Source organism: Streptomyces sp. NPDC002958 (assembly GCF_055563255.1).
In genome coordinates this window covers 141,011-166,345 of record NZ_JBVHDS010000005.1, presented here as the reverse complement: position 1 = coordinate 166,345, position 25,335 = coordinate 141,011, and the positions used below count along the sequence as shown (strand labels likewise).

Annotated in this window: 28 protein-coding genes, 2 tRNA genes and 1 pseudogene; 13 read left to right on the top strand and 18 right to left on the bottom strand. The window is 69.4% G+C overall.

The window, feature by feature from the left end:
- Positions 1-44: 44 nt before the first annotated feature.
- The gene (locus ACZ3IC_RS11680; protein ID WP_467415014.1) at positions 45-854 is read right to left on the bottom strand and encodes a glycerophosphodiester phosphodiesterase; all 810 of its coding nucleotides are present in this window, start codon (positions 852-854) and stop codon (positions 45-47) included.
- A 272-nt stretch (positions 855-1,126) separates the two neighbouring features.
- Between ACZ3IC_RS11680 and ACZ3IC_RS11675 the strand changes: the two genes are divergently transcribed.
- Positions 1,127-2,599, top strand: coding sequence for a S1C family serine protease (locus ACZ3IC_RS11675; RefSeq protein ID WP_467415011.1), 1,473 nt, complete (start codon positions 1,127-1,129; stop codon positions 2,597-2,599).
- A 50-nt stretch (positions 2,600-2,649) separates the two neighbouring features.
- Positions 2,650-2,734: transfer RNA gene (locus tag ACZ3IC_RS11670), tRNA-Ser, on the top strand.
- A 145-nt stretch (positions 2,735-2,879) separates the two neighbouring features.
- Here the strand turns inward: ACZ3IC_RS11670 and ACZ3IC_RS11665 are convergent.
- From ACZ3IC_RS11665 to ACZ3IC_RS11585, 17 genes are all read right to left on the bottom strand, one after another.
- Positions 2,880-4,265 carry a tyrosine-type recombinase/integrase gene (locus ACZ3IC_RS11665; protein WP_467415009.1) on the bottom strand — a complete coding sequence of 462 codons (1,386 nt, stop codon included), beginning with the start codon at positions 4,263-4,265 and terminating at the stop codon, positions 2,880-2,882.
- 56 nt (positions 4,266-4,321) lie between these two features.
- Positions 4,322-4,510, bottom strand: coding sequence for a helix-turn-helix transcriptional regulator (locus ACZ3IC_RS11660; protein ID WP_467415008.1), 189 nt, complete (start codon positions 4,508-4,510; stop codon positions 4,322-4,324).
- A gap of 204 nt (positions 4,511-4,714) precedes the next feature.
- A complete protein-coding gene (locus ACZ3IC_RS11655; RefSeq protein ID WP_467415005.1) occupies positions 4,715-5,875 on the bottom strand; it encodes a DUF3631 domain-containing protein in 1,161 nt (386 codons plus the stop codon).
- Entirely contained in the window at positions 5,872-6,225 is a 354-nt protein-coding gene (locus ACZ3IC_RS11650) for a hypothetical protein (RefSeq protein WP_467415003.1), read from the bottom strand. Before ACZ3IC_RS11650 ends, ACZ3IC_RS11655 begins: the two co-directional genes overlap by 4 nt.
- On the bottom strand, positions 6,222-7,127 hold the full coding sequence (locus tag ACZ3IC_RS11645; RefSeq protein ID WP_467415002.1) for a bifunctional DNA primase/polymerase: 906 nt from the start codon (positions 7,125-7,127) through the stop codon (positions 6,222-6,224). Before ACZ3IC_RS11645 ends, ACZ3IC_RS11650 begins: the two co-directional genes overlap by 4 nt.
- Positions 7,128-7,212: 85 nt before the next feature.
- The gene (locus ACZ3IC_RS11640) at positions 7,213-7,536 is read right to left on the bottom strand and encodes a hypothetical protein (protein ID WP_467415000.1); all 324 of its coding nucleotides are present in this window, start codon (positions 7,534-7,536) and stop codon (positions 7,213-7,215) included.
- Positions 7,533-7,733: a hypothetical protein gene (locus ACZ3IC_RS11635; protein WP_467414998.1), complete on the bottom strand. Its 201-nt coding sequence runs from the start codon at positions 7,731-7,733 to the stop codon at positions 7,533-7,535. The genes ACZ3IC_RS11640 and ACZ3IC_RS11635 overlap by 4 nt, the downstream gene beginning before the upstream one ends.
- A complete protein-coding gene (locus ACZ3IC_RS11630) occupies positions 7,730-7,954 on the bottom strand; it encodes a hypothetical protein (RefSeq protein ID WP_467414995.1) in 225 nt (74 codons plus the stop codon). The genes ACZ3IC_RS11635 and ACZ3IC_RS11630 overlap by 4 nt, the downstream gene beginning before the upstream one ends.
- Positions 7,951-8,538 carry a DUF6197 family protein gene (locus ACZ3IC_RS11625; protein ID WP_467414994.1) on the bottom strand — a complete coding sequence of 196 codons (588 nt, stop codon included), beginning with the start codon at positions 8,536-8,538 and terminating at the stop codon, positions 7,951-7,953. Before ACZ3IC_RS11625 ends, ACZ3IC_RS11630 begins: the two co-directional genes overlap by 4 nt.
- Before the next feature lie 92 nt (positions 8,539-8,630).
- On the bottom strand, positions 8,631-8,813 hold the full coding sequence (locus tag ACZ3IC_RS11620) for an RNA-binding protein (RefSeq protein WP_467414992.1): 183 nt from the start codon (positions 8,811-8,813) through the stop codon (positions 8,631-8,633).
- A gap of 85 nt (positions 8,814-8,898) precedes the next feature.
- Positions 8,899-9,333 carry a hypothetical protein gene (locus ACZ3IC_RS11615; RefSeq protein WP_467414989.1) on the bottom strand — a complete coding sequence of 145 codons (435 nt, stop codon included), beginning with the start codon at positions 9,331-9,333 and terminating at the stop codon, positions 8,899-8,901.
- A 95-nt stretch (positions 9,334-9,428) separates the two neighbouring features.
- Complete coding sequence (locus ACZ3IC_RS11610) at positions 9,429-9,629, bottom strand: hypothetical protein (RefSeq protein ID WP_467414988.1); 201 nt, start codon at positions 9,627-9,629, stop codon at positions 9,429-9,431.
- A 217-nt stretch (positions 9,630-9,846) separates the two neighbouring features.
- Positions 9,847-12,072: a hypothetical protein gene (locus ACZ3IC_RS11605; protein WP_467414985.1), complete on the bottom strand. Its 2,226-nt coding sequence runs from the start codon at positions 12,070-12,072 to the stop codon at positions 9,847-9,849.
- A 72-nt stretch (positions 12,073-12,144) separates the two neighbouring features.
- On the bottom strand, positions 12,145-12,654 hold the full coding sequence (locus tag ACZ3IC_RS11600) for a hypothetical protein (protein ID WP_467414983.1): 510 nt from the start codon (positions 12,652-12,654) through the stop codon (positions 12,145-12,147).
- A gap of 49 nt (positions 12,655-12,703) precedes the next feature.
- Complete coding sequence (locus tag ACZ3IC_RS11595; protein WP_467414981.1) at positions 12,704-14,047, bottom strand: hypothetical protein; 1,344 nt, start codon at positions 14,045-14,047, stop codon at positions 12,704-12,706.
- A complete protein-coding gene (locus ACZ3IC_RS11590; RefSeq protein WP_467414979.1) occupies positions 14,044-14,307 on the bottom strand; it encodes a hypothetical protein in 264 nt (87 codons plus the stop codon). The genes ACZ3IC_RS11595 and ACZ3IC_RS11590 overlap by 4 nt, the downstream gene beginning before the upstream one ends.
- The gene (locus ACZ3IC_RS11585) at positions 14,304-14,714 is read right to left on the bottom strand and encodes an RNA polymerase sigma factor (RefSeq protein ID WP_467414977.1); all 411 of its coding nucleotides are present in this window, start codon (positions 14,712-14,714) and stop codon (positions 14,304-14,306) included. The genes ACZ3IC_RS11590 and ACZ3IC_RS11585 overlap by 4 nt, the downstream gene beginning before the upstream one ends.
- 552 nt (positions 14,715-15,266) lie before the next feature.
- Here ACZ3IC_RS11585 and ACZ3IC_RS11580 point away from each other — a divergent pair.
- From ACZ3IC_RS11580 to ACZ3IC_RS11530, 11 genes and pseudogenes are all read left to right on the top strand, one after another.
- Positions 15,267-16,055 carry a GntR family transcriptional regulator gene (locus ACZ3IC_RS11580; RefSeq protein ID WP_467414976.1) on the top strand — a complete coding sequence of 263 codons (789 nt, stop codon included), beginning with the start codon at positions 15,267-15,269 and terminating at the stop codon, positions 16,053-16,055.
- Positions 16,052-16,705 carry a YdcF family protein gene (locus tag ACZ3IC_RS11575; protein ID WP_467414973.1) on the top strand — a complete coding sequence of 218 codons (654 nt, stop codon included), beginning with the start codon at positions 16,052-16,054 and terminating at the stop codon, positions 16,703-16,705. The genes ACZ3IC_RS11580 and ACZ3IC_RS11575 overlap by 4 nt, the downstream gene beginning before the upstream one ends.
- Before the next feature lie 69 nt (positions 16,706-16,774).
- Positions 16,775-16,860, top strand: a tRNA-Ser gene (locus tag ACZ3IC_RS11570).
- Between the two features lie 475 nt (positions 16,861-17,335).
- Complete coding sequence (locus ACZ3IC_RS11565; protein ID WP_467414970.1) at positions 17,336-17,647, top strand: hypothetical protein; 312 nt, start codon at positions 17,336-17,338, stop codon at positions 17,645-17,647.
- A gap of 205 nt (positions 17,648-17,852) precedes the next feature.
- On the top strand, positions 17,853-19,028 hold the full coding sequence (locus ACZ3IC_RS11560) for an acyl-CoA dehydrogenase family protein (protein WP_467414968.1): 1,176 nt from the start codon (positions 17,853-17,855) through the stop codon (positions 19,026-19,028).
- Positions 19,025-19,984: a bifunctional MaoC family dehydratase N-terminal/OB-fold nucleic acid binding domain-containing protein gene (locus ACZ3IC_RS11555; RefSeq protein ID WP_467414965.1), complete on the top strand. Its 960-nt coding sequence runs from the start codon at positions 19,025-19,027 to the stop codon at positions 19,982-19,984. Before ACZ3IC_RS11560 ends, ACZ3IC_RS11555 begins: the two co-directional genes overlap by 4 nt.
- Position 19,985: 1 nt before the next feature.
- Entirely contained in the window at positions 19,986-21,020 is a 1,035-nt protein-coding gene (locus ACZ3IC_RS11550; protein ID WP_467414962.1) for an acyl-CoA dehydrogenase family protein, read from the top strand.
- Positions 21,017-21,412: a MaoC family dehydratase gene (locus ACZ3IC_RS11545; protein ID WP_467414961.1), complete on the top strand. Its 396-nt coding sequence runs from the start codon at positions 21,017-21,019 to the stop codon at positions 21,410-21,412. Before ACZ3IC_RS11550 ends, ACZ3IC_RS11545 begins: the two co-directional genes overlap by 4 nt.
- On the top strand, positions 21,409-22,575 hold the full coding sequence (locus ACZ3IC_RS11540) for a lipid-transfer protein (RefSeq protein WP_467414960.1): 1,167 nt from the start codon (positions 21,409-21,411) through the stop codon (positions 22,573-22,575). Before ACZ3IC_RS11545 ends, ACZ3IC_RS11540 begins: the two co-directional genes overlap by 4 nt.
- 281 nt (positions 22,576-22,856) lie before the next feature.
- Positions 22,857-23,463: pseudogene (locus tag ACZ3IC_RS11535) on the top strand (SigE family RNA polymerase sigma factor).
- Between the two features lie 175 nt (positions 23,464-23,638).
- Positions 23,639-25,288: a long-chain fatty acid--CoA ligase gene (locus ACZ3IC_RS11530; RefSeq protein WP_467414957.1), complete on the top strand. Its 1,650-nt coding sequence runs from the start codon at positions 23,639-23,641 to the stop codon at positions 25,286-25,288.
- The last annotated feature ends 47 nt before the right edge of the window (positions 25,289-25,335 follow it).

Here is a 25,335-nt window from a genome sequence, read left to right as displayed (position 1 = left end):
TCGAATACGGTTCGAATGCGCCGGTGTACTCCGTGTAACTGATGTTAAGAGCGTCCCAGTTGTGACAGAACCTGCTTGGGGCGGTTCGTGATGATTGCCTCGACGCCGAGTTCGATGCAGAGTTCGACGTCCTCCGGTTTGTTGACCGTCCAGACGTGCGCGCGATGTCCGGCACGGTGCAGTCGCTCGATGTAGCCGGGGTGGCTGCGTACGATCCGCATTCCGGGACCGGCGATACGCGCCCCGGCCGGCAGTCGCCCGTCACGCAGGCGTGGCGAGACGAACTGCATCAGATAGACGGTGGGCAGGGCGGGGGACGCGGCCTGGATGCGGTACAGGGAGCGTGCCGAGAAGCTCATGATCCGTACCGGTGACGGGCCATCGTTCGGCGGGACGTCGAGTTCGAAGCGCTTCAGCAGATGCAGCAGCCGCTCCTCGACCTGGCCCGCCCAGCGGGTGGGGTGCTTGGTCTCGATGGCCAGCTGGAGCGGGCGCCCGGCGGCCCGTGTCTCGGCGACCAGTTCGAGCAGTCGTTCCAGAGTGAGCACGGAGGTGAGCTCGCCCGGCACCGGATCCCAGTCCGGGGCCTCCGACTCCTCGCGGTCCTTCCAGGAGCCGAAGTCGAGGGCGGCGAGCTCGGAGAGTTCCAGTGCGGAGACGGCGCCGCGGCCGTTGGAGGTGCGATTCACCCGGCGGTCGTGTACGCAGACGAGGTGGCCGTCGGCGGTGAGGCGTACATCGCACTCCAGGGCGTCGGCGCCGTCCTCGATCGCCTTCCGATATGCGGCCAGGGTGTGCTCGGGGGCGTCGTCGGACGCGCCCCGGTGGGCGATGACCTGGATGGAATGGTGCATGGATTGCTGCCGTGCTTGGGTCACTGCGTCATGGTGTCACCGAGAGGCGACCGCTGCGTACAGCTTGCGCCACTGCTGCCTGTACCTTGCTCCGCGACTGTGTACGCCTCGCGGCAGGAGTCCGTTTTGCCGGATGTAAAGATTGGTGTGCAGATGCACAGGTCCTGCTTACAGTGGCCTGACGTGCCTTGGGAAAAGCTGTCCCCGGACACGTATCACGTATACAGCGGATCTCTTGCCGAAAATGATATGGAACCGAGGAGTAAAAAGCTGTGAGCACAGAGAACGAGGGCAACGAGGGCACTGCGGCCGAGGCCGTTCCGTCCGCACCTCCAGTGCCGGCCGATGCTCCTCAGGGGCCATCCGGGAGCACGCCCGCGTACACAAAGGCTCCGACGCCCCCGCAGGCGCCGGACGCGGCAGCCGCGCAGCAGCCGTTGCCTCCGACGGAGGAACCGGCCACCGCGACCACCCCCATGGCTTCCGCCCCGGGTACGCCTCCCCCCGGGCTCCAGTCGGCCGCCGAAGCCAATTGGCCCCCGCCCTCTCCCGCCGTCCCCGCGTACGCGCACCACGGTGCGAACGGCGGCGGTCCGGCCTGGGGCGCCCCGGCCCAGCTCCACTCCCCCGAAGGCCCGCGCAAGCGGGGTGTGAAGGGCCTGGTGGCCGCGGTGGTGGCGGCGGCGCTGATCGCCGGCGGTGTCGGCGGCGCCCTCGGCTACTGGGCGGCCGACCGCAACGGCTCGACAACGGTCTCGGCGCCGACCGACCCGCAGGACCTCAAGCGTGATCCCGACACGGTCGCGGGCGTGGCGGCCAAGGCGCTCCCGAGCGTGGTCACCATCGATGCGCAGGGCGGTGACGGCGAGGGCGGTACGGGCACCGGCTTCGTGTACGACAAGGAAGGCCACATCCTCACCAACAACCACGTGGTGGCCTCCGCGGCGGACAACGGCCAGCTCATGGCGACGTTCTCCAACGGCAAGAAGTACGCCGCCGAGGTGGTCGGCCGGGCACAGGGCTACGACGTCGCCGTTCTGAAGCTGAAGAACCCGCCGCCGGGGCTCGCCCCGCTGCCCCTCGGCAATTCGGACCAGGTCGCGGTCGGTGATTCGACGATCGCGATCGGTGCCCCGTTCGGTCTGTCCAACACGGTGACCACGGGCATCATCAGCGCCAAGGACCGCCCGGTCGCCTCCGGCGACGGTTCCGGCGGCAGCAACTCGTACATGAGCGCCCTGCAGACCGACGCCTCGATCAACCCTGGCAACTCCGGTGGTCCGCTGCTCGATGCGAACGGTGCGGTCATCGGCATCAACTCCGCCATCCAGTCGACCGGCAGCAGTATCGGTCAGACCCAGGCGGGCTCCATCGGCCTCGGCTTCGCGATCCCGATCAACCAGGCGACGAACGTCGCCCAGCAGCTGATCAAGACCGGTCAGCCGGTCTACCCGGTGATCGGCGCGACGGTCACGATGGATGAGGGGACCGGCGGCGCGGTCATCGCCGACCAGGGCGCGGGCGGTACGGCAGCCGTGGCGGAGGGCGGCCCTGCGGACAAGGCCGGTCTTGAGGCGGGCGATGTCATCACCAAGTTCGATGACACCGTGATCGACAGCGGCCCGACCCTGATCGGCGAGATCTGGACCCACCAGCCCGGCGACCAGGTGACACTGACCTACAAGCGCGACGGCAAGACGGCAACGGCCGAACTCACCCTGGGGGAGCGCAAGGGCGACAGCTGACCGGCTAGGCTGTCCTCGCGTCAACCCCGGTCCATGGACCGATGACGCGGGGTGGGTTGCCCGAGCGGCCTAAGGGAACGGTCTTGAAAACCGTCGTGGCGCGAGTCACCGTGGGTTCAAATCCCACACCCACCGCACGCAGGTCAGGGAAGTAGCAGGTCAGAGAGCGGGCCCCGGGTTTCGGGGCCCGCTCTCTGCGTTCACTCTGTCTCACCCTGACTCGCCTATATCCCGGCCCTGACCAGTGCGTATGGGCCATGTGTGGGCCAGGATCGAGGACTCATCCGCCGTTGAGCCCCTGCTCGATGAGGGCGTTTGCGCGGTCCTGCTGCCCTCGGAGGATCTTGGCGTAGAACCGGAAGAGGACAGTGAGGCTGTGCCCCGCCCGCCGGGCGACCTCCACCGGGTCCACTCCGGAGTTGATCCACAGGGATACCCCCGCGTGGCGAAGGGAGTACGGCACGTCTGCGAGGGGGGTCTTCGCCTCCTTCGCAGACAGGGCCTTGAGGCGGGCCGCGTCCCAGAGAGCGCAGTACTCCGTAGACCTGACACGTCCCCCTTCTGCGGCCCGGAACAGCCTGCCGTCGTCTGCCACCCCGTGCTGCTCCTTGTGCTCCCGGAGCATCGCCGTGAGGACCGGCGGAATCGGTACCGGGCGGGTGGCCTTCCGCGCCCGCCGCTTCAGACCGCGTTCGTCGTACGACTTCCCGTCGTCCGTCCAGCCTGACCCGACCTCGGGACGGCTCCCGGCGAGGACGAGTTCGCCCCACCCCGACTTCGGCAGCGCGCAGTCCTCCTCACGCAGGGCCGCGATCTCCGAGGGACGCATGGCGGCGTAGTAGAGGCACCCGAAAAACGCGGCCAGATGCTCGCCCCGCTCGCCGAGTTGCCGCACGGCGCCGATGAGGGCGGCGGCCTGCTCCGGGTTGGGCACGTACCGGAAGTCGACTTCGTCGTCCTTCACCGGGGCCGTCCAGTCCACGCCATTCAGCGGATTGGCGGGGAGGATGGCACGCTCGACGGCGTACCGCAGCACGTTGCTCAGCACCATGCGCTTCCGGTTCACCGTGTTGTCTGCCGCGGGCTTCCCGTCGAGCTTCCTGGAAATGGCGTCCAGGGCGGCCCGCAGCCGGTCTGACCTGGCGACCTCGGTCATCTTGTACGTGTGCTCAGCGATCCAGGCGAGTGCCTCGGCGACATCGGCCGGCGGCTCCTCGACGTGGTGCCGCAGGTGCAGGTTGCCTTCCGCGTCCCGCACCGCGCGGAAGGCCCACGCGTAGAGCGCCTTCCACAGCACGGCGGCCTTCGGGGCGCCGCGCGAGCTGGACGCGAAGACCGGCGTGATGGTGGCCAACGTCTCAGCGATGCTCGCGCGGTGCTTGGCCGCAGCCTTCGGCCACTTCATGAGCACGTATGCGGTGGCGTGCTCGTACCAGGTGGGCGTGGTCAGCGCCTCAAGCTCAGACACCGGGAGCCCGCTCTCGTCGTCGAACTGCTCCCGCTTGCGCAGTGCGGCCATTAGCTGGGATTGGCGCCCTTCGGCCTGCGACTTGAGCTTGAAACTCTTGGAGTGCGAGCGCTCGCCGACCCGCCACCGCAGTTCGAACGGCTTCGGGCGGCTCTTACGCTGCCGGATGGACCAGAAGTCCACGTCGTACGTGAGCATGTCTCTCCAGATAAGTGAGGGGGCCCACCGGCGGGGCCCCCTCAAAGCGAGATGGGTTAGGCGGCGGCTTCCTCGTGCTGGGACAGCCAGGCGTCCAGGTCCGAACGACGAACGCGGAGCTGCCCGTTGGGGAGCTTGATGAGGCGCGGTCCCTGACCGCGGGCGCGCATCCGGTAGAAGGCTGCGCGGCTCATGCCGATCTCGTCGAGGACTTCGGGGAGTTTGAGCATCGTGGGGCGGGCCATGGCGCGACTCCTTGGCTCGGGTTCGGTCTCGCAGGTGCGGTTACATCGGTTACGTCGGTTACGCCGCAGGTCAGGGCCGTGTTTTCTGTAACCGATGGGTGGGGTGTAACCGATGGCGTGCGGTTACAGGCGCTGGCGCGCGGGGCCGTGTAACCGGAGGTGTATCGGTTACACGGCCCTGATCGGTTACAGCGTCGCCGCAGGTCAGGACGGCAGTGTGGCGGGTGTAACCGATGTAACCGATGTTTCTGGGGGCGGAGGGCAGTACCGGCCCCAGGCGTCGTTCAGGTCGTCGCGGTGATAGCCCTTGACGACCTGGCCCCCGATGCGCAGAGCGCGGGGTGAGATGGGCTTGTTCTTGGCGGTGACGTACTCCTTGAGCATCTTGGAGAGGCCTCGGGCGGTGAGCGGTTGGCCGTCGAGGTCGCCCCAGGGGGACTCCTCCATGGCGTTGAGCATGTGAAGCATTTCGACGGTGGAGAGCGTGTCCGTGCCGGGAAAGACGTGGTCGCGGAGGTCCGTGAGGAGTTTGACGCCGATTGAGGCACGGTCGTCTTCTGCCACGGCGGTGACGAGGTCGACGCATGCGGTACGGGCCCGTTCGGGCCAGTCGCCCCCGGCCGCGTCGGCTACGGCGAGTAGGGGTTCCCAGACGTCGGCGGGGCGGTCGGTGATGCCGTCGGGCATGTCCGGCCACGCGCCCTCGACCTGGTCGCGGACCTGGTCGGCCCATGCGGCCAGCCGGTCGCGCAGGGCGTGGCCCTGCGGTTCGTGGATGCGGGCGCGGAAGGGCTCCACCGTCTCGTTCCTGGCCCGGCGCCGCATGCGGATGATGACGGAGCGGGCCAGGATCGTGTCAGGCAGCGATCCGAGTCCGCCCATGGCGACCGCGCAGTACGAGGGGAAGGCGACGACCGTCTGTGCGCCGCCGTCTCCGACGCACCGGTAGGAGACACCGCTCCTGCGGTGGCCGGCGTTCAGCAGGCCCCGCAGATCCTCGTTGTCCTTGGCCTTGGGGCCGAAGACGGTGTCGATCTCGTCGAAGAGGATCGTGGGCCGCCCAGCCGTGTCGGCCACAGCGCGGAAGAGGGCAGCCGGAGAGGCGTTGACGGCGTGCATAGGGTGCGGCACGAGCGTGCTGATGACTTCGAGGGCCCGGGTCTTGCCGCTGCCCGGCTCGGGGCTCAGGAAGGCCATGCGCGGGGTGGAGTCGAAGCAGTCAAGCAGGTGCGTGTGCGCGTCCCAGAGGGCAACGGCGACGTAGGCGGCCTCAGCCGGGAAGGCGTTGAAGCGGCGGTGGAACTGCTCGATCTCGTTGAGCAGGGCGGCACCGTCGATAGGTGGGATGGGCGGTGTCGCGTTCATACGGCGGCGCCTTCCTGGCGGGTGCGGAGCGGGCAGAGGTCGCGGTGGCGGGCGTGGTCGGCGATCAGGGCGAGGGCCTTGCGGTGGCCTGCGGCGAAGAGGTTGCGGCCGCATTCGCAGACGCTGGTTGCGGTGGGCACCGCGCCGCGCGGGGCGCTGATGGTGAGCCACGCGATCGGGTACCGGCCGTCCCCGGTCTGCGGGTCAGAACGAACAGATGAAAGGACGGCCTTACGGCCGACGTCCTTCGGCGCACTACTGCCGGATGCGGCGGGGGCAGGTTCGGCGGTGCTGGGGCCGGTGGGGGGTTGGGGGAGGCTTTTCAGGTGGGGGCGGTGCTGGGTGCTCATGCGGCGGTCCGCCTTGGCCGGCAGGTGCGGATGGACCAGTTGAGGGCGCTGCGAATCGTGGTGCGGCACTCGGCAGCCGGGAGTCCGGTCGACTCGCCCGCCTCCTGAAAAGCTTCTTCGACCTCGTGCCGGGGGAGGTCGCCCCATGCGACGAAGCGGCCCACGGCGCGAGCGCTCCTGAGCAGTTGCTCGTTGCGGCCTCCCTCGGTGGTGGCACGGACGGTGGCGGTTTCGCGTTCCAGGGCGGCGTCTGCGGCCCGGTTGCCGAACCGGGGGGCCTGGATGCGTACCGGCTGCGCGGGCGCTGGTACGGCAGTGAGAGTGCTCAGCAGCCATGCGGGCAGTTCGGCCACGGGCGTGGCGTCGATGACCTCGTATGCCTGCCCGTTGACGGTGCTGCCAGGGGCAACGACGTATCCGCCCCAGGCTCGTGTGTCGATGAGGAATCCGAGCTTGCCCGCGCTGTTGGTGAGCCGGGTGCCGGGAGGGGCGGTGAAGTACAGGTGGTGTCCGCCGCTCGCGGTCCGGGTCCGGTAGGTGGTGGGGACGGGCTGTCCGGCGCGCTCGCAGAGCGCCTCAAAGGTCGTCACGCCGGAAGGCGTGCCCGTGCTGCTGTTGGGCTTGGGCATGTCGAGGTCGACGACGACCAGCCCGGACGGGCCCGTTGCGATCCCGATGTTGAACGGCCGGTCGGCCCACGCCCGGCGAATACGGTCCGGGTCGGTGGTGGCGCGGTCCTCCCACTTGCAGTGGCCCGTGATGCAGGCCCCGGTCCGGGGGCACTGCTCTTCCCCGTGGAGGGCGGGGCGCTTGCCTCCAGGGCGGAGGGGGAAGACCGCCCATCCTCGGGTGGCGGCGTCCAGCGCTGCTGTCAGCAGCGCAGTGGTTCTGTCATGCGTCATGCTGGGGCTTCTCCTGAATTCTGTCGGAAAAGGGAGATCCGGGGCGGTCGCGGTCTTTGGCGAGAGGCGACCGCCCCGGGTACAGCTAGTGGTTGGTGGCCCAGCGGGCGTACTGCTGGCGGACGTAGTGGCGCGGGTCGCAGATGACGCTCGCGTCGTCCAGCTGCATCAGCCGACGGGCGGCCTCGGTGGCGAGTTCGGCAGCATCGCCGCTGTGCCCTGTTGCCTCGTCGGCGAGTGCGATGCGGTCCAAGAGGGCGGCCTTGCGGAGCCAGAACTCCCGGCCGATCTCGGTACCGAACGGGCGAGTGGCCGCGGCGTTGGCGGTCCAGCCGATCTCGCGAATGGTGCTAGGCGCGGTGGCGTAGGCGACTTCCGGCGTTGGCCACTGGGGCAGCACGTCGGTCACCGCCCGGTCTTCTGCAGCTCGTGCGTGTGACACAGCACGGGGCCGATGAACAGGCTGATCCGGTGGACGGTCCACCGGCCCTGGGTGAGCTGGCCGGGCGGGACCTCGTCGACGATCCGCCCGGTCCGCCCGACCGCGCGGGGGTCGTCCTCGCAGCTCACGATGCGCACCTCGTCGCCCGCTTCGAAGGCGCTCATCGGCTGGTCACCGCTTCCCAGCGGTCGCGGCCGTTCTCGCCGATGTGCCACCAGTTCTGGCGGGCACCGATGATCTGCTCGGCCCAGTCCGCCGCGGCCTCGATGTCGCGGTTGGTGTCGGTGTCGAAGCGGGTGTGGAAAGCGGTGACGGGACCGGTGAGTGCCCATCCGGGGACGGTCCCGTCGATGGTGGTCGGCGCGAGGATGTACACGGCCATCATCGGTTCGCCTCCATCTGGGCTGCGGTCCGTACGAGGGCGATGACCTCGCCCGCGCTGCGGTCCGGCATGTCGTTCCAGCGGTGGTACGGGAGGGTGCAGCCACGGCTGCGGAGTACGGCCTGCAGGCGCTGTCCGGCGCGGTCGACGGTGGTCTCGTCGCCGATGCCGAGCCGGTAGAGGACCGCCTGGGCGCCGAGGATGCAGACTCGGCCGGACCGGGTGCGGTGGGTGTCCTGGGCCCATCCGTACCGCTGGATGACCAGGGCGGTGAGCTCCAGGTGCTCAGCGACGGTGACTTGCCGGTTGCCGCCGTGGCGGTGACGGACGATCGGGATCTGGAGCACCCAGTCGGGCAGGAGCCGAAGGGCCCGGCCGGGAAGCGCCGGCGCCGTGGCGGCGGTGGCCGGTGCCTGCGTGCCGAGCGCCTCGGCCACGAGCTCCTGGGTGGTTTTGGTGACGAGCGGGTGGGCTGTCGTGCGGGTCCGGGCGGTGAGGTACTGCTCGATCTCGCGGACCAGGCCGTCGACGTCGATGACCAGTTCTGCCGGGGGTGGGGTTGCCGTGCGGGTCGCGGTCGTGCTCATCTGCTCTTACCTCCTGCGGTTGGTGCCGTGGGTGGGTGGTGGGGCGTCCCCGGTGCTGCCAGGCGGAGGGGACGCCCCGTTCTCATAAGTGGTCAGCGATCCAGGGACTCGCCGCGCTGACGGCGCATCGCCTGTCGGATGTCTTCGTGGGTGGCGCCCAGGCTCAGCGCGGTGCCCATGGCCCCAGTTGCAATGTGCGGATCGGTCAGCTGGAGCGGGCCACCGTGCTCGATTACGGCCTTGGCTGCGGCCTCGATCGCTTCTTGCTTTTTCATCTCGTCTCCTCGGTGCGCGATTTGGGGCCGGTGGTCTGTCCGGCTCCCCTCACCGCCCGTACGGGACGGGCGGATCGGGCAGCTGTCAGAACCAGCTGGACTTGTGGCCCTTGAGTCCGCGGCCGTCCTTGCGGTGCTGGCGGCGGTCGGTGGCGACGCGGCCTTCGAGGCGGGCGAGTTCGGCCTCGTCGAGTTCGCGGCCGAATTCCTGACCGGCGGGGAGAGGCCCGGCGACCTGCGGGCCGGGGGTGGCCATGTTCCGCATTCCGGCCGGTGGCTCGGTGTAGACGCCGCCCTGGTGGACCAGCGTGGCCACCGTCCAGGAGCTGCCGTTCACGATCCACTGCTGGTCGATCCAGGACCGGCCGGTGACCGTGTACACGCTGTAGAGCTGCGGGTCTTCCCAGGGCGACATGCTGGTCTCGATGTCATTGACCGCGTAGAGCCGGTCGCCGACCTTCAGCATTCGGTTGAGGGCCTTCAAGTCCCGCTCGGTCCGGAAGTACGTCTGCTTGCCCATGACTGTCTCCGTCTCATGAGTGGTGCGTGGGTGGGTGTCGGGGCGCTCCTGGTGCTGCCAGGCGGAAGGGGACGCCCCTTCGCGGTCCGGTTCGGTCAGCGCTCGCCGAGCTCGAGCTGAACGGCGATGACCCTCTTCGCCTCCTCCACGGGCCAGATTCCGTACCGGTCGACCAGGGCCTGTGCGGCCCGGTACCCGGCGGCGCGGCTGCCTCCGCGGCGGAAGTGCGGCTCCACGGTGTCCTCGAACTCGCGGACGATCCGGGCGATCAGGTCGGCGCCGTAGGTGTCGGTCATCTCGTGCCTCCTGTGCGGTTTGTCAGGGTCTGGTGGGTGGTCTGGTGGGTGGTCACCCCCTGGTCGGCGCCTGGTTTGCCCTGGTACCGAGGGTGGTCGTGCGGGTTTTCGGGGTGGTCGGCCGACCGGTTCGGGGTCCGTCGCGACCGGGGTGCATACCGGGGTGATCCGGGCATCGACCGGGGGGTGACCACCCCTGCGACCGGGTGGTTTGCCCTTATTTGCCGGTCTGAGCGTCGGCGATCTGCTGGCGGGTGTAGCCGTTGGGGTTGGCCATGCCGTCTATGGGCCCCAACTTGACCGTGGTGCCTGCTCCGGCATCGCGGAGCCGGGCCTGGAGCTGGGGCTTCGTGACGTCGTCGTACCGGCCGGGGGAGTGGCCCTGGAGGAGTTCGAGGAGCCGCTCGGTGCGGGCGCGGTCGACTCCGGCCGCGTCCAGGACGCTGACGCAGTCGGTCAGCAGCCGGGTGCGGGCCTCGGCCTCGGCGTCCTTCTTGCCGTACTCCAGCGCGTCCCCGGTGAGCGTCCCGGCGTCCTGGCGGAGCTGGCGGCCGCGCAGGCAGATCGTCCGGAACTCGGGGAGGTCGATCACATCCGCTTTGAGCGTGGCGTGCCCGGACTCCTCGCCCTGGTCCAGGACGACGACGCCCTTGGACGCGTCACCGAGCAGGTGCGGGGCGGCTCCGCCGGCCACCGCGTCGTCACCGAGGACCATCTTGGCGCTGCGGTCGCCCTTGACCCGGTAGGAGGCCCGCTTCGCGCAGACCTCGCGGAGCTTGGTCGGGACGGAGTCGGCGTCCGGGCGCTGGGTGATGAAAACTCCCATGCCGCCGACGAACCGGGTGACGCGCACGTACCGGGCGAACGCCTCGACCATGAGGTCACGGCCGCCACGGGTCTTGGCCCGGCCGTTCTCGGGCTCGTCCTCGATGGGGACCTGGACCAGGGCGGCACCGTCCAGGAGCTCCTGGAGCTCGTCGACGACCAGGAGCACCGGGCCCATGCCCTTGGTCGCGAGCTCGGGCGTGATCTTCCCTTCGGGGACGAGGTCCGGGTTGAGCTCGTAGAGGCGGTCCAGCTCGGTGCCCCGGTCCTGCATCTCCTCGATGGTCTGCTCCATGACGTCGAGGACACTGCGGATGATGTCGGGGGTCGCCCCGGCGATCCACTGGTGGGCGATGTGGCGCAACGGCGCCCAGTCCGGCCCGGTCTTGCCGGTGATGACGATGATGCGCACGGTCGGGTCGAGTGCGGCCGCGGCTGCGACGAGCCGGGCGAGGTAGGACTTGCCGTAGCCCATGAGTCCGCCGATCAGCAGCGAGGACCACAGCAGGGGCAGCACGTGGCGCTTGCGCCGGGCGTCGGCACCCAGCGGCACGCCCTGCTTCCAGAAGTCCCAGGCCGCGGCGTCGATGAGCTCGCTGGGGGTCTTGGTCGTGCCGTAGGGGTTGTCCTCGTTGGCGACCCAGAGCACGAACCGGCCCTCGTGGCCGTCGTCGCCGGTGTCTGGGGTGATCTCGATACGGCTCTTCTTGATGCGGAGGGCGGACGCGAGGTCCTCGATCCGGCTTACGGCGGCCGATGCCTTGATGCCGCGCGGGAGATCGACGGTGGCGGTCCAGCCGGGGCCGGCGGGCTCGATGACCCCGGCGAGGTGCGTCTCGTCGCGCTGGGCGGCGGTGATGATCCCGGCCTTGACCAAGGCGGTGACGAGGTCGGCCTCGCCCTGGACCCGGCCCGACTCGGGCTTGACCAGGCTGACCCTACTCATGGCCGCGAGGCTGTCCGGGACGAACGACGCACCGGGCGCCGGGGCTTCTGCCGGCGCGAGGCCGGGGCCGCCCTGCTGCGGGACCGAGTCCGCGGCGACCTCTTCGGCCGACAGCGGCCGGGAGAGGTACCACCATGCGGCCGGGCCACCGGTGCCGAGCGCCGCCAGGGCGATCAGCGGCTCCATCGCAAGGCCCTGGAATCCGGCGTACGTTCCGGCGGCGACGATGCCGACGCGCCCGGCCTTCTTCGCCCACCGGGCCTTGCTCATGTCCCGGCCGCTGATCTTCAGCCGGTCGGCGTCCGGCCCGGCCGCCTCCAGCGCGTCGAGCTGGGCCAGGAGCGGTGTGGCGGCCTCCTGGGTGGGCGCGGCCTTGATCTGGGCCCGGAGCCCGGCGGCCAGGGCGCGGGCCTCCTGGCCGTCGCGCCGGTCGGCCTGGCGGCGCTTGCGCTCGATCTCGGCGGCCAGCTCGGCGTCGGTGACGTCGGCCGTCGAGAACCAGGCGGACAGCCGGAGGCTGACCCTGGCGCGCTGGGCGGCGAGGACCTGGCGGGCCCTCGCGCTGTGGGGGCCGGCCTTTTCGCGGATCCGGTCCATGCGGGTCGGCTCCACGATCTCGGCGTCGACGATGCCGTCGTCGGCCGGTCCGGGGGTAGCGGTCTCCACTGCCATGGGACTTCCCTTCCTGCTCTGGGGGTTAGGGGCCGCCGCCGGGAGTCGGCGGCGGCCAGAGGCAGCGGGGATCTACATCCCGGCCCAGAAGTTGCCGAACATCGTGACGCCGCTACCGGTGAGCTGGCTGACCATCGGGCCGATGAGCGTGCCCGACAGGAGGACGCCCATCATCAGGCTGACGACGAACCAGCCCTTGGCCAGGCGACCGCTCTTAAGGCCGAAGAACAGGACGATGCCGAGCGCCAGGGCGGCGACCGCGATGGTGGAGATCCCACCAGCCCCGGCCTGCGTCTGGACCTGCTGCGGCTGCACACCCGAACCGATCTGGTTGGCGTCGGCGAGGTTGACGACGGCGGTGTGGTGGGAGGCGTCGGCCCGGTAGGACACCGAGTCCAGGCCGCGTACATGGAGAGTCCGGCCGTCGGGGAGCGAGACCGGGGCGCCGGCCGCGCGGTTGGCAGCCTCCTCGATCACGGCGGTGGCGGCCTCGGGGGAGTCGGCGGTGGCGGCGGACGCGGCACCCATCAGAGCAGCGGCGGCGGCACCGGAGACAGCAAGCGTGCGGATGATGCGAGACATGGCAGAGCTCTCCTAGGGGAGTCGGTACAGCAGTGGATGGGGGGGTGGGTCAGGCGACCCGGAGACGGCGTTCCTCGACGATCCGGTCCCGGAGCTTCATCGCGTCCTCGCGGCGGATCTTCAAGACCTTCGCGAGCGAGGTGGCGCTGATCGTCTTGCCCTCGGCGACGAGATCGGCAGCGGCCTCCCGGGCGCGGTCCAGGTGCCGTTCCCAGCTCCTGTCCTCATCCGTCTCGGACGCGGCCTCAGTGGTCTTCTCCGGGCCGTTCTCGGCTTTAGGTGCAACCGGCTGCTTCCCTTGCGGGAATTGGGTTGTAGGGGTGTTCGGCAGGGCGGGGAGTTCGGTCACCGGACCGAGCTTCGGAAGGGTGCGCGAGAGGGGGCTGAGAGCGGACGCCATCATCCCGGTGCGGAGGAGCTCGGGGCGGACGTGCTCACCCAGCTCGAACGCCGCACCGAGCTGAACCTTGCTGTTGGTGGCGCGGGCGTAGGTCTCGGCGGACATGCCCGGCTGCGCGCCGGTCTCGATCTCCCACGCGGTCGCGAAGGCCTCCTCCTCCGTGATGCTGCCGAGCGGGAGGGCGGACAGGAGACGGTCTGCTGCCTTCGCGATTTCCTTGTGGTCTTTGCGGCGCTGGGCGCGGTGCTCCTGGCGCTTCTTCTCCGCCTTCTTCTCCTCCCGGCGCCGCTTCTTGTCCTCGGCGGTGCCGGTTTTCTCGTCCAGGGTGGAGACCCACTGGCGGATCTCGAACAGGAGCGGACCGAGCAGCGACACCGCGGCGAGCCCGATGCCGGCGGTCAGCGACTCCCCCTCAGACAAGCCGGACAGGCTCGTGCCGTAAGAGAAGTTGATCGTGGCGGCGAAACCGGCCGCGGCGAGGATGAATCCTCGCAGCAGCCACCGCACCCACCCGGGCAGCTTCCGTGCGTCGGCGAACGCGACACCGGCCGCGAACACCCACGCCGCACCCTCGATCGACAGGGGAAGCGGCAGCAGCATCGGGGACAAGTGCAGGAAGTGGATGATCTGCGCGGGCAGGGAGCCCAGCGCCGACGCGGTGACCAGGGCGAGCGTCCCGAGCCGGTACACGTTCCCCGGGGTCAGCGCCTGCTGCCGGGCGGCTTTCCGTTCGGCGCGCGCGGCCTGCCTGGCCTTCTTCTTGGCCTGCTTGTCGGACCGGGCCTGCTTCGCGAGACGGGCGGCACGCTCGTCGGCCTCGCGCTGCCGAACCGCCCGGCGCTCCTCGGCAGCCGCGGCGTCCGCACGCTGCTGCGCCGCCTTCGTCTCGCGGGCCTTCAGCTGGGCCTCTACCTCAAGGCGGCGGTCCTCGCGGGCCTGCTCCGCGTCCAGCACCTTGTTGGCGCGCTTCTCTTCCTGCCAGGTGCTCGTCATGCCGCCACCCCCATCGAGCCGGTAGAGACCCGCTGCGACTGGACCGGAACCTGCGCCGACCGCATCGGCGGTGCCGGGCGCTTACGCCGGGCGAAAAGGACCGCACCGACCGCGATACCGGCGATCAGCGGCTGAGCCACGGCCCAGCCGACGATCGCGGCCACCGGGGTCACGACGGACAGCAGGTTCGGGAAGAGCGCCAGCAGCAGGACCGCGACCGCCAGTGCGGCCCGCGTCTGCAGTAAGGGGGAGCGCTTCATGCCGCGACCCCCAGCGGGGCCGGCACCTCGGTCAGCATCGCCAGGATGGTGATGTTCGCGAGCCCGGTGTCCTCGGCGGACGCCTCGACGAGCGCCTGGTCATCCTGAGCCAGGTCGCCGAGGTCCATCGGCTCCGGGCTCATCTTCCGGTAGTGGTCGTCGATGACGTGCCGCGCGAGCATCTCCAGCACGGCGCCCGCCTCATCGGCGGACAGGTCTCCGACGCCGCCCAGCTCCAGGAGCCAGGCGAAGGTCTCCTGGACGAGGTCCTCGGCCAGGTGCCAGTCGGCACGGTCAAGGCGGTTGTAGACCCAGCGGGTCAGACGGACAGAGTGCGTAGCGAAGATGCTCGACAGCTGATCGGTCTCGGTAGTGATCGATTCTCCTGCGGCAGTACCTTCGTACATGGGTCGTGACTCCTTCCAGTGGAACGGCCCGAACAGCAGCCCCGGGTGTCCAGACCCGGGGCTGCACGCCGTGTTGGGTGAAGCGGGAAATCTCCGGCTCCCCTCAGCCCCGTCCGTGCAGCCGCGAGAAGGGCTGGACGGGCGGAGGAGGCAACCGGCCGCAGCAACCGCTGCGAAGGTCGTGCGCCATCTCTCTGCCTGGCGCTCAGCAGGGCAGCTCACTGCGGGTGGCACCCAAGGGGTGTTCTCCAGGGCCGCAGGATCGTGCGTCCAGCGCCGACGCGCTGCACCACTGCCGACGACATCACCCGGCCGCCACGGGAGCGAGGAATCTCACCTCGCCTGAGTTCACTGTTCAGTTCTCAACAAAAGCCAGTCGCTTCCTTAGAGCCGTTTCACGGGCTCTCCGGGCGTCAGGAGCAGCCCAAAGAAGGACCCCCCTCCGCCCGCTGTCCCAGGACTGCGGGCGTCTGAGATGACAATGGCGCACAGTCCCAGGACTGTCAACAGTCCTGGGACTGTGTTTGACTGGACCTGTCGAGAGGAGTTGGTGTGGCACCCAAGTGGCGAGAACTGGCAGACAAACTGGCTGAGCAGATCAAGGGGGGCGAGTACACCCCTGGTCAGCAGCTGCCGCACATCCGAGACCTGGTCGAGGCTGGTGAAGGTTCAAAGTCCACGGTCCACGCGGCCTACAAGGCCCTGGAAGCCGAAGGCTTGGTGACTTCTTCCCGAGGTCACGGCACTGTCGTGCGGCAGCAAGCCCCGATCAAGAGGCTCGGCATCGCTCGGTACGACAAGGCCAAGTGGCGTGACGGTGATGAGGTCGCGTTCATCGCTGACCGCGTAGCTTCGGGCCGATCGCACAAACGTGGCGAGCAGACACAGAACGTCAGCTGTGTGCCGGCCACGCCGCTTGTAGCGGCGGCGCATGGTTTGCCGGATGGCTCCGAGGTGTACGCACGTGCCCGCCTCGTGAAGGAGGGTGACCAGCCGACGCACACCTTGACCAGCTACTACCGTCCCGAGCACGTCGAGGGAACGCGGCTTGTCGACCCGACGCCGGGGCCAGCAGGCAAGGGCGGTGGCTACCGCGTGCTCTATGACGCGGGCTACGAGATCGATCACATGCGGGAGGAGCTGTTCGCTCGCCCCGCGACATCGGAGGAGGCTGCGCTACTCCAGTTGACGCCCGGCGAGTGGGTCGTGGAGCTTCACCGCACCACCTGTACAGCTGACGGGACCGTCGTGGAGTTCGCGGTCGGTATTCACGCGGCGAGCCGCTTCGCCTGGGCATACGACTTCAAAGTCCCCGACTCGGCGCAAGGAGTAGCCCAGTGATCTCTACGCAGGCATGGTCGGATGCCCAACAGCTTTGGGACTTTCAGCAGATGCGCCACGAGCCGCGCCCCTGCTCGGTGGCCATCGGGCTCGGCAGTCATGATCTGGGCGTGGCAGACGTGACGGTTGATCTGTACCGGCGAGACATGTTCCCGTTGATGGTTTTCACGGGTGCTACCAGCCGCACAACGCGCGACCGGATGCCCCGCGGGGAAGCCGAGCACTATCGGGAACGGGCGCTGGAGCTGGGTGTTCCCGACTCAGCCATTCTCGTCGAGCCGAACGCGCGGAACACAGGCGAGAACATCAACTTCTCGCGCGCACTGCTCGCAGAACGGGACGTCACCGTTTCGTCCGTGCTGCTCGTCAGCAAGCCGTACGAGGAGCGGAGGGCCTATGCGACTGCGCGCAAGCTGTGGCCGGAGGTTGAGTTCATAAGCGCGTCAGCGCCGATGACCCTCATGGAATACGTCGACTCGATCAAAGACCCCCGGCTTGTGCTCGACATGCTCGTTGGGGCTCAGCAGCGCCTGCTCATCTACCCGGAGCAGGGGTTCATGATTCGGCAAGACGTCCCGGACTCCGTCGCCGTGGCATACGAGCGATTGTGTGCTGATGGGTTCACAAGTCGCCTCGTCCCGGTTTCGTGAGGGCGCTGTGGGCCATGCGTGGGCCAGATGCTTCCGCGAGCAAGCGCGTTGAGACGTAGTTGCAGGTCAGGTGAGGTAGAGCCGCTGCAGGCTGATCGGTCTTGAAAACCGTCGTGGCAGCGATGTCACCGTGGGTTCAAATCCCACACCCACCGCGCAGGTGAACGGCCTCCGACCAGGCATGACGGTCGGGGGCCGTTGTGCTGTTCGCTGCCCGCCGACCACCGTGCCTCCCCGTGGTTTCCCGCCCGATCGGGCACGGAAGGGGCACGAGCTGACCCCGGCTTGAGGAGATTCACGGCGTTACACGTGTTCTAAGAAGAAAAGGGGGGCGTGGGGTAGCCGGGCTGGGTGCGGGAATGCTTCTTCTCTTTGGGGTGCACGGGACCGGGCGGCCCGGAGGGTGGCGGGAAGGGGTACGTGAGGGGTGGAGGAGGGGCGTGAGCTGGGGCTTTTGGGGCGCGAGAGGTTTACCAGGCGTTTCTCATACTTACGGGTGAATTGGAGTGCATGGGCGGTTCGTCAGGAAATCGGTGGGAAACTCTGGTTTTGTGACGTCGTGACCAACACCGGGGCGGTCGGCCGACTGCCCCGGGATAAGCCGTACTTTCGGTTCCTGGAGGAATTGACATGGCAAGCATCCGTACCGCTCGTGCCCTCGCCGCTGTCGCGGCTCTGCCCCTCGCTGTCGCGCTCTTCGGCGGCGTGGCCCAGGCCGACAACGGCTCGTACGCGAACGACGGATCGAACGCGGCCGTTGCGACGGTCATCGGCAGTGGCGTCGGTGACAGCAACTACGGTAATTCGTCCACGACGCAGCAGCAGGCCGTCGGCTACGGGGCAACGAACCAGAGCAACACCGCCCAGGTGAACGACTCGCCCTTCACCGACGTTTACCAGAGCAACTGGTCTGGCACGGTGTACTTCACCGAGCTCTGGTAAGTCCGGGCCGGCCCTGGGGCCGGTCGGGGGCGGGCCACGGCTGGGTGAACAGCGGCCCGCGCGAGGGTGCTTCGGTGCTTCGCGCGGGCCGCTTCGCGTTGCCCGGCGACCGGGTCGGGGGCGTCGTCGACCTTGACAGCGTCCAGTGATCTGACGGACAGTCAGAAAACCTGATCCGTACGCCCGTGTCCGGGAGGCAGCCGCCGTGCACCTCGCCCAGACGGAGCGTCAGCAACAGCTGCGCGCCGAACTCCGCACGTACTTCCGCAAGGTAATGCCCGGGAGGGACGCAAGGACCGGACCCGGGGCCGAGGACCCGGCCGAACAACGCCGACTACTGCGCCGGATCGGCTCCGACGGGATGCTCGGACTCGGCTGGCCCGTCGAGTACGGCGGCCAGGGCCGCGGCCCCGACGAACAGTTCGTCTTCTTCGACGAGGCCTACCGGGCCTCGGCGCCCGTCTCGATGGTCACTCTCAATACCGTCGGACCGACGCTCATGAAATACGGGACCGATGAGCAGAAGGCGTACTTCCTGCCCAGGATCCTCGGCGGTGAGCTCGTCTTTGCCATCGGCTACAGCGAGCCGGAGGCCGGTACGGATCTCGCGGCGCTGCGCACCAGGGCCGTGCGGGACGGCGACTCCTGGGTGATCAACGGGCAGAAGATCTTCACCAGCAATGCACAGAACGCGGACTGGATCTGGCTCGCCTGCCGTACGGACCCGGACGCGCCCAAGCACCGGGGCATCTCGATCATTCTGGTTCCGACGGACGACCCGGGGTTCGCCTGGACGCCGATCGAGACGGTGGGCGGGCTGACCACGACGGCCACGTACTACGACGGGATACGGGTGCCCGCCACCCACCTGGTCGGTGCGGAGAACGGCGGCTGGGGGCTGATCACCAGTCAGCTGAACCATGAACGGGTGGCTCTCGCCGCGATCGGAATGCAGGCCGAGGACTCCTACGAGGCAGCACTCACTTTCGCTCGCACTCCCGATCCGGTGACGGGCCGGCGTCCGGTCGACGAGCCGTGGGTGCGGACCCGGCTGGCCGAGGCGTATGCCCGGCTGGCGGCGACACGTCTGCTCAACTGGCGTCTGGTGGGAGATGTCGGTGCGGGTTCGCCGGCCCCGGGCGAGGCGAGCGGCGTGAAGTTCGTGGGAACCGAGAGCGCCGTCGAGGTGTATCGGATCTGCCAGGAGATCACGGGCGAGGCCGGGACGATCCGGGGCGGTTCGCCCGGCTCCTTCGGGGACGGGGAGCTGGAGCGGATGAACAGGGCGGCGCAGATCAACACCTTCGGGGGCGGGGTGAGCGAGGTGCAGCGGGAGATCGTCGCGACGATGCGGCTCGGCATGAAGAGGGGCGAGCGGTGACGGGCGTGCGGGAAGAGCCGCAGGGGCCCGAGGAGCGGGACGAGTTGTACGGGCGGCTCAAGGTGTTCGAGGGGCGGGCTGCCGTGACCGCGGGCGTCGGCAAGGACCCGGTCAACGAGCCCATGATCAGGCACTGGTGCGAGGCGATGGGGGACACCGACCCCGCCTACGCGGGGCCGGGAGCGATCGCTCCGCCGACGATGCTGCAGGCGTGGACGATGGGTGGTCTGTCGGGGCACACCGACCGCTCGGAGGCGTACGAGGAGCTGTTCGGCCTGCTCGACGGCGCGGGGTACACCTCGGTGGTCGCGACCGACTGCGAGCAGGAGTATCTGCGTCCGCTGCGGCCCGGGGACCGGATCACGTTCGACGCGGTGATCGAGTCGGTCTCGCGGCGGAAGACGACCAAACTGGGGACGGGTTACTTCGTGACGACGCGGATGGATGTCCACGCGGAAGGGGAGCCCGCCGGGACGCACCGCTTCCGGATCCTCAAGTACACACCGGCAACGGTGAAGCGCGCCGCGCGTCGCGGCGGTCCGAGCCTGCGCCCGAGGCCGGTGATCAACCGGGACAACGCCGGTTTCTGGCAGGGCGTCGCCGAACACAAACTGCTGATCCAGCGGTGCGGCGAGTGCGGGACCCTGCGCTTTCCCTGGCTGCCCGGCTGCAATGCGTGCGGCTGCCAGGAATGGGACACGGTCGAGGCCGGCGGCGAGGGCACCGTCTTCAGCCACGTCGTGATGCATCACCCGCCCTTCCCCGCATTCGGCACCTCCGAGGAGGGCGGGCCGTACGCGGTGGCGCTGATAGAGCTGGCGGAGGGGGTGCGGATGGTCAGCAATGTGGTCGGCGTGCCGTACGACAAGGTCCGGACGGGAATGCCGGTGCGGCTGGAATTCCTTCGTACGGACCCCGATTTGGAGCTTCCGGTCTTCCGGGGAGGTGAGAGCTGACATGGACTTCGCACCCACTGAGGAGCAGACCGCGGCACAGGGGCTGGCGGCGCGGATCTTCGGCGATCTGTCGACACACGAGCGCCTGGCCGCAGCCGGCGCGGGGACGGACGCCGAGCTGTGGAAGGAGCTCTGCGCGGCCGGTCTGACCGCAGCCGTCGAGGAGACCGGGCTGTTGGGCCTGGTGCTCCTGCTGGAGGAGCAGGGCCGGACGACGGCGCAGGTGCCGTTCGCGGCGAGCTGTGTGTACGGGCTGCTCGCCGTCGCCGGGCACGGCACGGACGAGCAGCGGGAGCGGCTGCTGCCGCCGCTGCGGGACGGCACGGCTGTCGCGACCGGGGCGTTCCCGGCGCGCGGCGGGATACGGGCGGACGACGAGGGGCGGTTGAGCGGCAGCGTGCCGTACGTGCCGTGGTTGCGGGACGCGTCCCTGGTCCTCGTCGCGGACTCGGACCGGGGGCTGTGGATCGTACGGACCGCTGATCCGGGTGTGGCGACCGAGCCGGTGGAGACCACGGCACCGTGGTCGGCGGCGCGGCTCGTCCTGGACCGGGCGCCCGGGGAGCGGCTCGGAAGCGCGGGGGCGTACGAGGCGGTGCTGGCCGTGAGCCGGACTGCGTTCGCCGGATTGCAGGCCGGGGTGTGCGCCGGTTCGCTGGCACGCGCAATCGCCCACACGAACACCCGGGAGCAGTTCGGGCGCCCGCTCTCCGCCAAGCAGGGGGTGCTGCTGCGCGCCGCCGATGCCCATATGGACACCGAGGCGATACGGGTCACCGCGTACGAGGCGGCGTGGCGCCATGACACGGGGCTGCCGTACGGGCCGCAGGCGCTGACCGCCGCTTGGTGGGCGTCGGAGGCCGGAAAGCGGGTGGTGCACGCCGGACAGCATCTGCACGGCGGAACGGGCGCCGACCTCGACCATCCCGTGCACCGCCACTTCCTCTGGGGCCGTCAGCTCGACGCCTATCTGGGATGCGGCAGCGAAGTGCTCCAGGAGCTCGGCCAGTCGCTCGTGAAGGAGGGACCGGAGTGAAGGTCGGTGAGGAGCTGGCGCCGTTGGAGGTCGCGGTGACCCGCACCCTGATCGTCGCGGGCGCCATCGCCTCCCGCGACTACCAGGACGTGCACCATGACGCGGAGCTCGCCCGGGAGAAGGGCTCCCCGGACATCTTCATGAACATCCTGACGACCAACGGCCTGGTCGGCAGGTACGTCACCGACCGCCTCGGCCCGTCGGCCGTGCTCCGCAAGGTCGCCATCAGGCTGGGCGCGCCCAATCACCCCGGGGACACCATGGTCCTGACCGGTACGGTCACCGCTCTCGGGGACGACGGGACGGCCGAGGTGTCGGTCGTCGGAGCCAACGGTCTCGGCAGGCATGTCACGGGCACGGTGACCGTCAGCGTTCCTGAGGGGGCGGCATGAGCGTGCGCAGGGCCGACTCGCTCGGCGGCAGGGCGGCGGTCGTGGGGATCGGGGCGACCGAGTTCTCCAAGGACTCCGGGCGCAGCGAACTCGAACTGGCCGTCGAGGCGGTGCGGGCCGCCCTCGACGACGCCGGGCTGACCCCCGCCGATGTCGACGGCCTGGTGACCTTCACCATGGACACCAGCCCCGAGATCACCGTCGCCCAGGCGGCCGGTATCGGTGAGTTGTCGTTCTTCTCCCGCATCCATTACGGGGGCGGGGCGGCTTGCGCCACCGTCCAGCAGGCGGCCCTGGCCGTGGCGAGCGGGGTGGCCGATGTCGTGGTCTGCTACCGCGCGTTCAACGAGCGCTCCGGGCGCAGGTTCGGCTCCGGGGTGCAGCAGCGGGAGCCCACCGCGGAAGGCACGGCGCTCGGCTGGAACCTCCCCTACGGGCTGCTCACGCCCGCCTCCTGGGTCGCCATGGCGGCCCAGCGCTATCTGTACACCTACGGGCTGACGCCGGACGCCTTCGGCCATGTCGCGGTCACCGACCGGCGCCATGCCGCCCGGAATCCTGCGGCGTACTTCTACGGGAAGCCGATCACCCTGGCCGACCATGCCGCATCGCGGTGGATCGTCGAACCCCTGCGGCTGCTCGACTGCTGTCAGGAGACCGACGGCGGGCAGGCCATCGTCGTCACCGGCGCGGAGCGGGCCCGGGATCTGCCGCACCCGCCCGCCGTGATCGTCGCCGCCGCCCAGGGGGCCGGACGGGCGCAGGAACAGATGACCAGCTTCTACCGCGACGATCTGACCGGTCTGCCGGAGATGGGGGTGGTCGCCCGGCAGCTCTGGCGGAACTCCGGCCTTTCCCCCTCGGACATCGATGTGGGCATCCTCTACGACCACTTCACACCGTTCGTCCTGATGCAGCTGGAGGAGTTCGGCTTCTGCGCACCGGGCGAGGCCGCCGACTTCGTCGCGGCCGACGCGCTGCCCCTGAACACACATGGTGGCCAGCTTGGGGAGGCGTATCTGCACGGTATGAACGGCATCGCGGAGGCGGTCCGGCAGATCCGGGGCTCGTCGGTGAACCAGTTGCCCGGGGCGGCCAGGGCCCTGGTCACGGCAGGCACCGGCGTACCCACCTCGGGACTGATCCTGGGCGCGGACGGCTGAGCGCGGTGGCGACTGGGCGCGGACGGCTGAGCGCGGTGGCGACTGGGCGCGGACGGTGGTGTGCGGTGGTGACCGGGCGCGGACAGCTGTGTGCAGGCGGGCCGCCCGCACACAGCTGCCGTCCGGGTCCGGTCGGGGCATTGGGTGCGACCCTGAGCCCTGATGACGACGAACTCCACCTACAGGAGGTGGAGCAGGCCCCACCCCTACACCCTGAGGCGGACGCCCTTTCGGGACCTGGGGCCGATCCCCGAGACGGCGCCCGCTCCTAGCGTGGAGCCATGACCACGCCAGTCTGCACGCGCACCTCCGGGGGAGCTGCCACCATCGGACCCGTCCCGCACGGCTCGTACACCGCGCACATCCCGTATGCCGCGAGGGCTCCGCACGCTACGTACCCGTCGTTCTCCTCTTTCGTACGGGCGCGGGGGGGCCGTTCTGCTGCGTGCCGCTCGCTCGCTCACCGCGAACCCGAGCGATGCCGAGGATCTGTTGCAGACGGCGCTCACCAAGACGTATGTCGCCTGGGAACGGATCGAGGACCACCGGGCGCTGGACGGCTATGTCCGCCGGGCACTGCTGAACACCCGGACCTCGCAGTGGCGCAAGCGCAAGGTCGACGAGTTCGCCTGCGACGAACTGCCCGAGCAGGAGGCCGCCGGGGCCCCCGACCCGGCCGAGCATCAAACGCTGCACGACGCGATGTGGCGTGCCGTCCTCAAGCTTCCGGACCGGCAGCGGGCGATGGTGGTCCTGCGGTACTACGAGGACCTGAGCGAGGCTCAGACGGCCGAGGTGCTCGGGGTGTCCATCGGCACGGTGAAGAGCGCGGTGTCGCGGGCGCTCGGCAAGCTCAGGCAGGACCCGGAACTGGCTCCGGTGCTGTGAGCTCCGGGCGGAGGCAGTGTGCCGGGGTGAGCCCCGGGCGGAGGGAGTGCGCCGGTCAGGCCTGATTTTGCCGAACGACACCGATTCGCACTCCCGGAAGTAGTGACATACCGCCTGGTATGCGCGCAGAATCAGCGGAACCCTACTGCCGCGTAGCGCCCACCGGGAGGACGCCGTGCTGAGCACCATGCAGGATGTACCGCTGACTGTCACCCGCATTCTGGAACACGGGATGACCATTCATGGGAAATCGCAGGTCACGACCTGGACCGGCGAACCCGAGCCGCAGCGGCGCAGCTTTGCCGAGATAGGCCGGCGGGCCACGCAGCTCGCCAATGCCCTCCGCGACGAGCTCGGTGTCGACGGTGACCAGCGGATCAGCACCCTCATGTGGAACAACGCGGAACACGTCGAGGCGTATCTCGCGATTCCCTCGATGGGCGCGGTGCTCCACACGCTCAACCTCCGGCTCCCCGCCGAGCAGCTGATCTGGATCGTCAAGCACGCCGACGACAAGGTCGTCATCGTCAATGGCTCCCTGCTGCCGCTGCTCGCGCCGCTCCTGCCCCACCTGGCGTCGATCGAGCACGTGATCGTCACGGGGCCGGGCGACCGTTCCGTCCTCGACGGCGTGGCGCCGAGGGTGCACGAGTACGAGGAGCTGATCGCCGGCCGCCCGACGAGCTACGACTGGCCCGAGCTCGACGAACGCCAGGCCGCCGCCATGTGTTACACCTCCGGCACCACCGGTGATCCCAAGGGCGTCGTCTACTCCCACCGCTCCGTCTACCTGCACTCCATGCAGGTCAACATGTCCGAGTCGATGGGTCTGACCGACAAGGACACCACGCTGGTGGTCGTCCCCCAGTTCCACGTGAACGCGTGGGGGCTGCCGCACGCGACGTTCATGTCCGGCGTCAATATGCTCATGCCGGACCGGTTCCTGCAGCCCGCCCCGCTCGCCGACATGATTGAGCGCGAGAGGCCGACCCACGCCGCCGCCGTCCCGACCATCTGGCAGGGACTGCTCGCCGAGGTCACCGCCAACCCGCGCGACCTCACCTCCATGGCCCGCGTCACCATCGGCGGCGCCGCATGTCCACCCTCCCTCATGGAGGCGTACGACAAGCTCGGCGTCCGTGTCTGCCATGCCTGGGGCATGACGGAGACCTCGCCGCTCGGCACCATGGCCAACCCGCCAGCCGGGCTGACCGAGGAGCAGGAGTGGCCCTACCGCGTCACCCAAGGCCGTTTCCCGGCCGGGGTCGAGGCGCGCCTGGTCGGCCCCGGTGGCGAGCACCTGCCGTGGGACAACGAGTCGGCCGGTGAACTGGAGGTGCGCGGCCCCTGGATCGCCGGTGCCTATTACGGGGGCGCGGACGGCGAGGCCCTGCGCCCCGAGGACAAGTTCAGCGAGGACGGCTGGCTGAAGACCGGTGACGTCGGCGTGATCAGCGACGACGGCTTCCTCACCCTCACCGACCGGGCCAAGGACGTCATCAAGTCCGGCGGCGAATGGATCTCCAGCGTCGAGCTGGAGAATGCCCTCATGGCGCACCCCGATGTGGCCGAGGCGGCGGTCGTCGCCGTTCCGGACGAGAAGTGGGGCGAGCGTCCGCTCGCGACCGTCGTCCTCAAGGACGGTGCCACCACCGAGTACGAGGTGCTGAGGAACTTCCTCGCCGAGTCCGGCATCGCCAAGTGGCAGCTGCCGGAGCGCTGGACGATCATTCCGGCGGTGCCGAAGACGAGCGTCGGAAAGTTCGACAAGAAGGTGATCCGAAAGCAGTACGCGGAGGGCGAGCTGGACATCACCCGGATCTGACCCGACCCGGTCGGGGAGTACGACGAGGGCGGTACGGGAGATCCCGT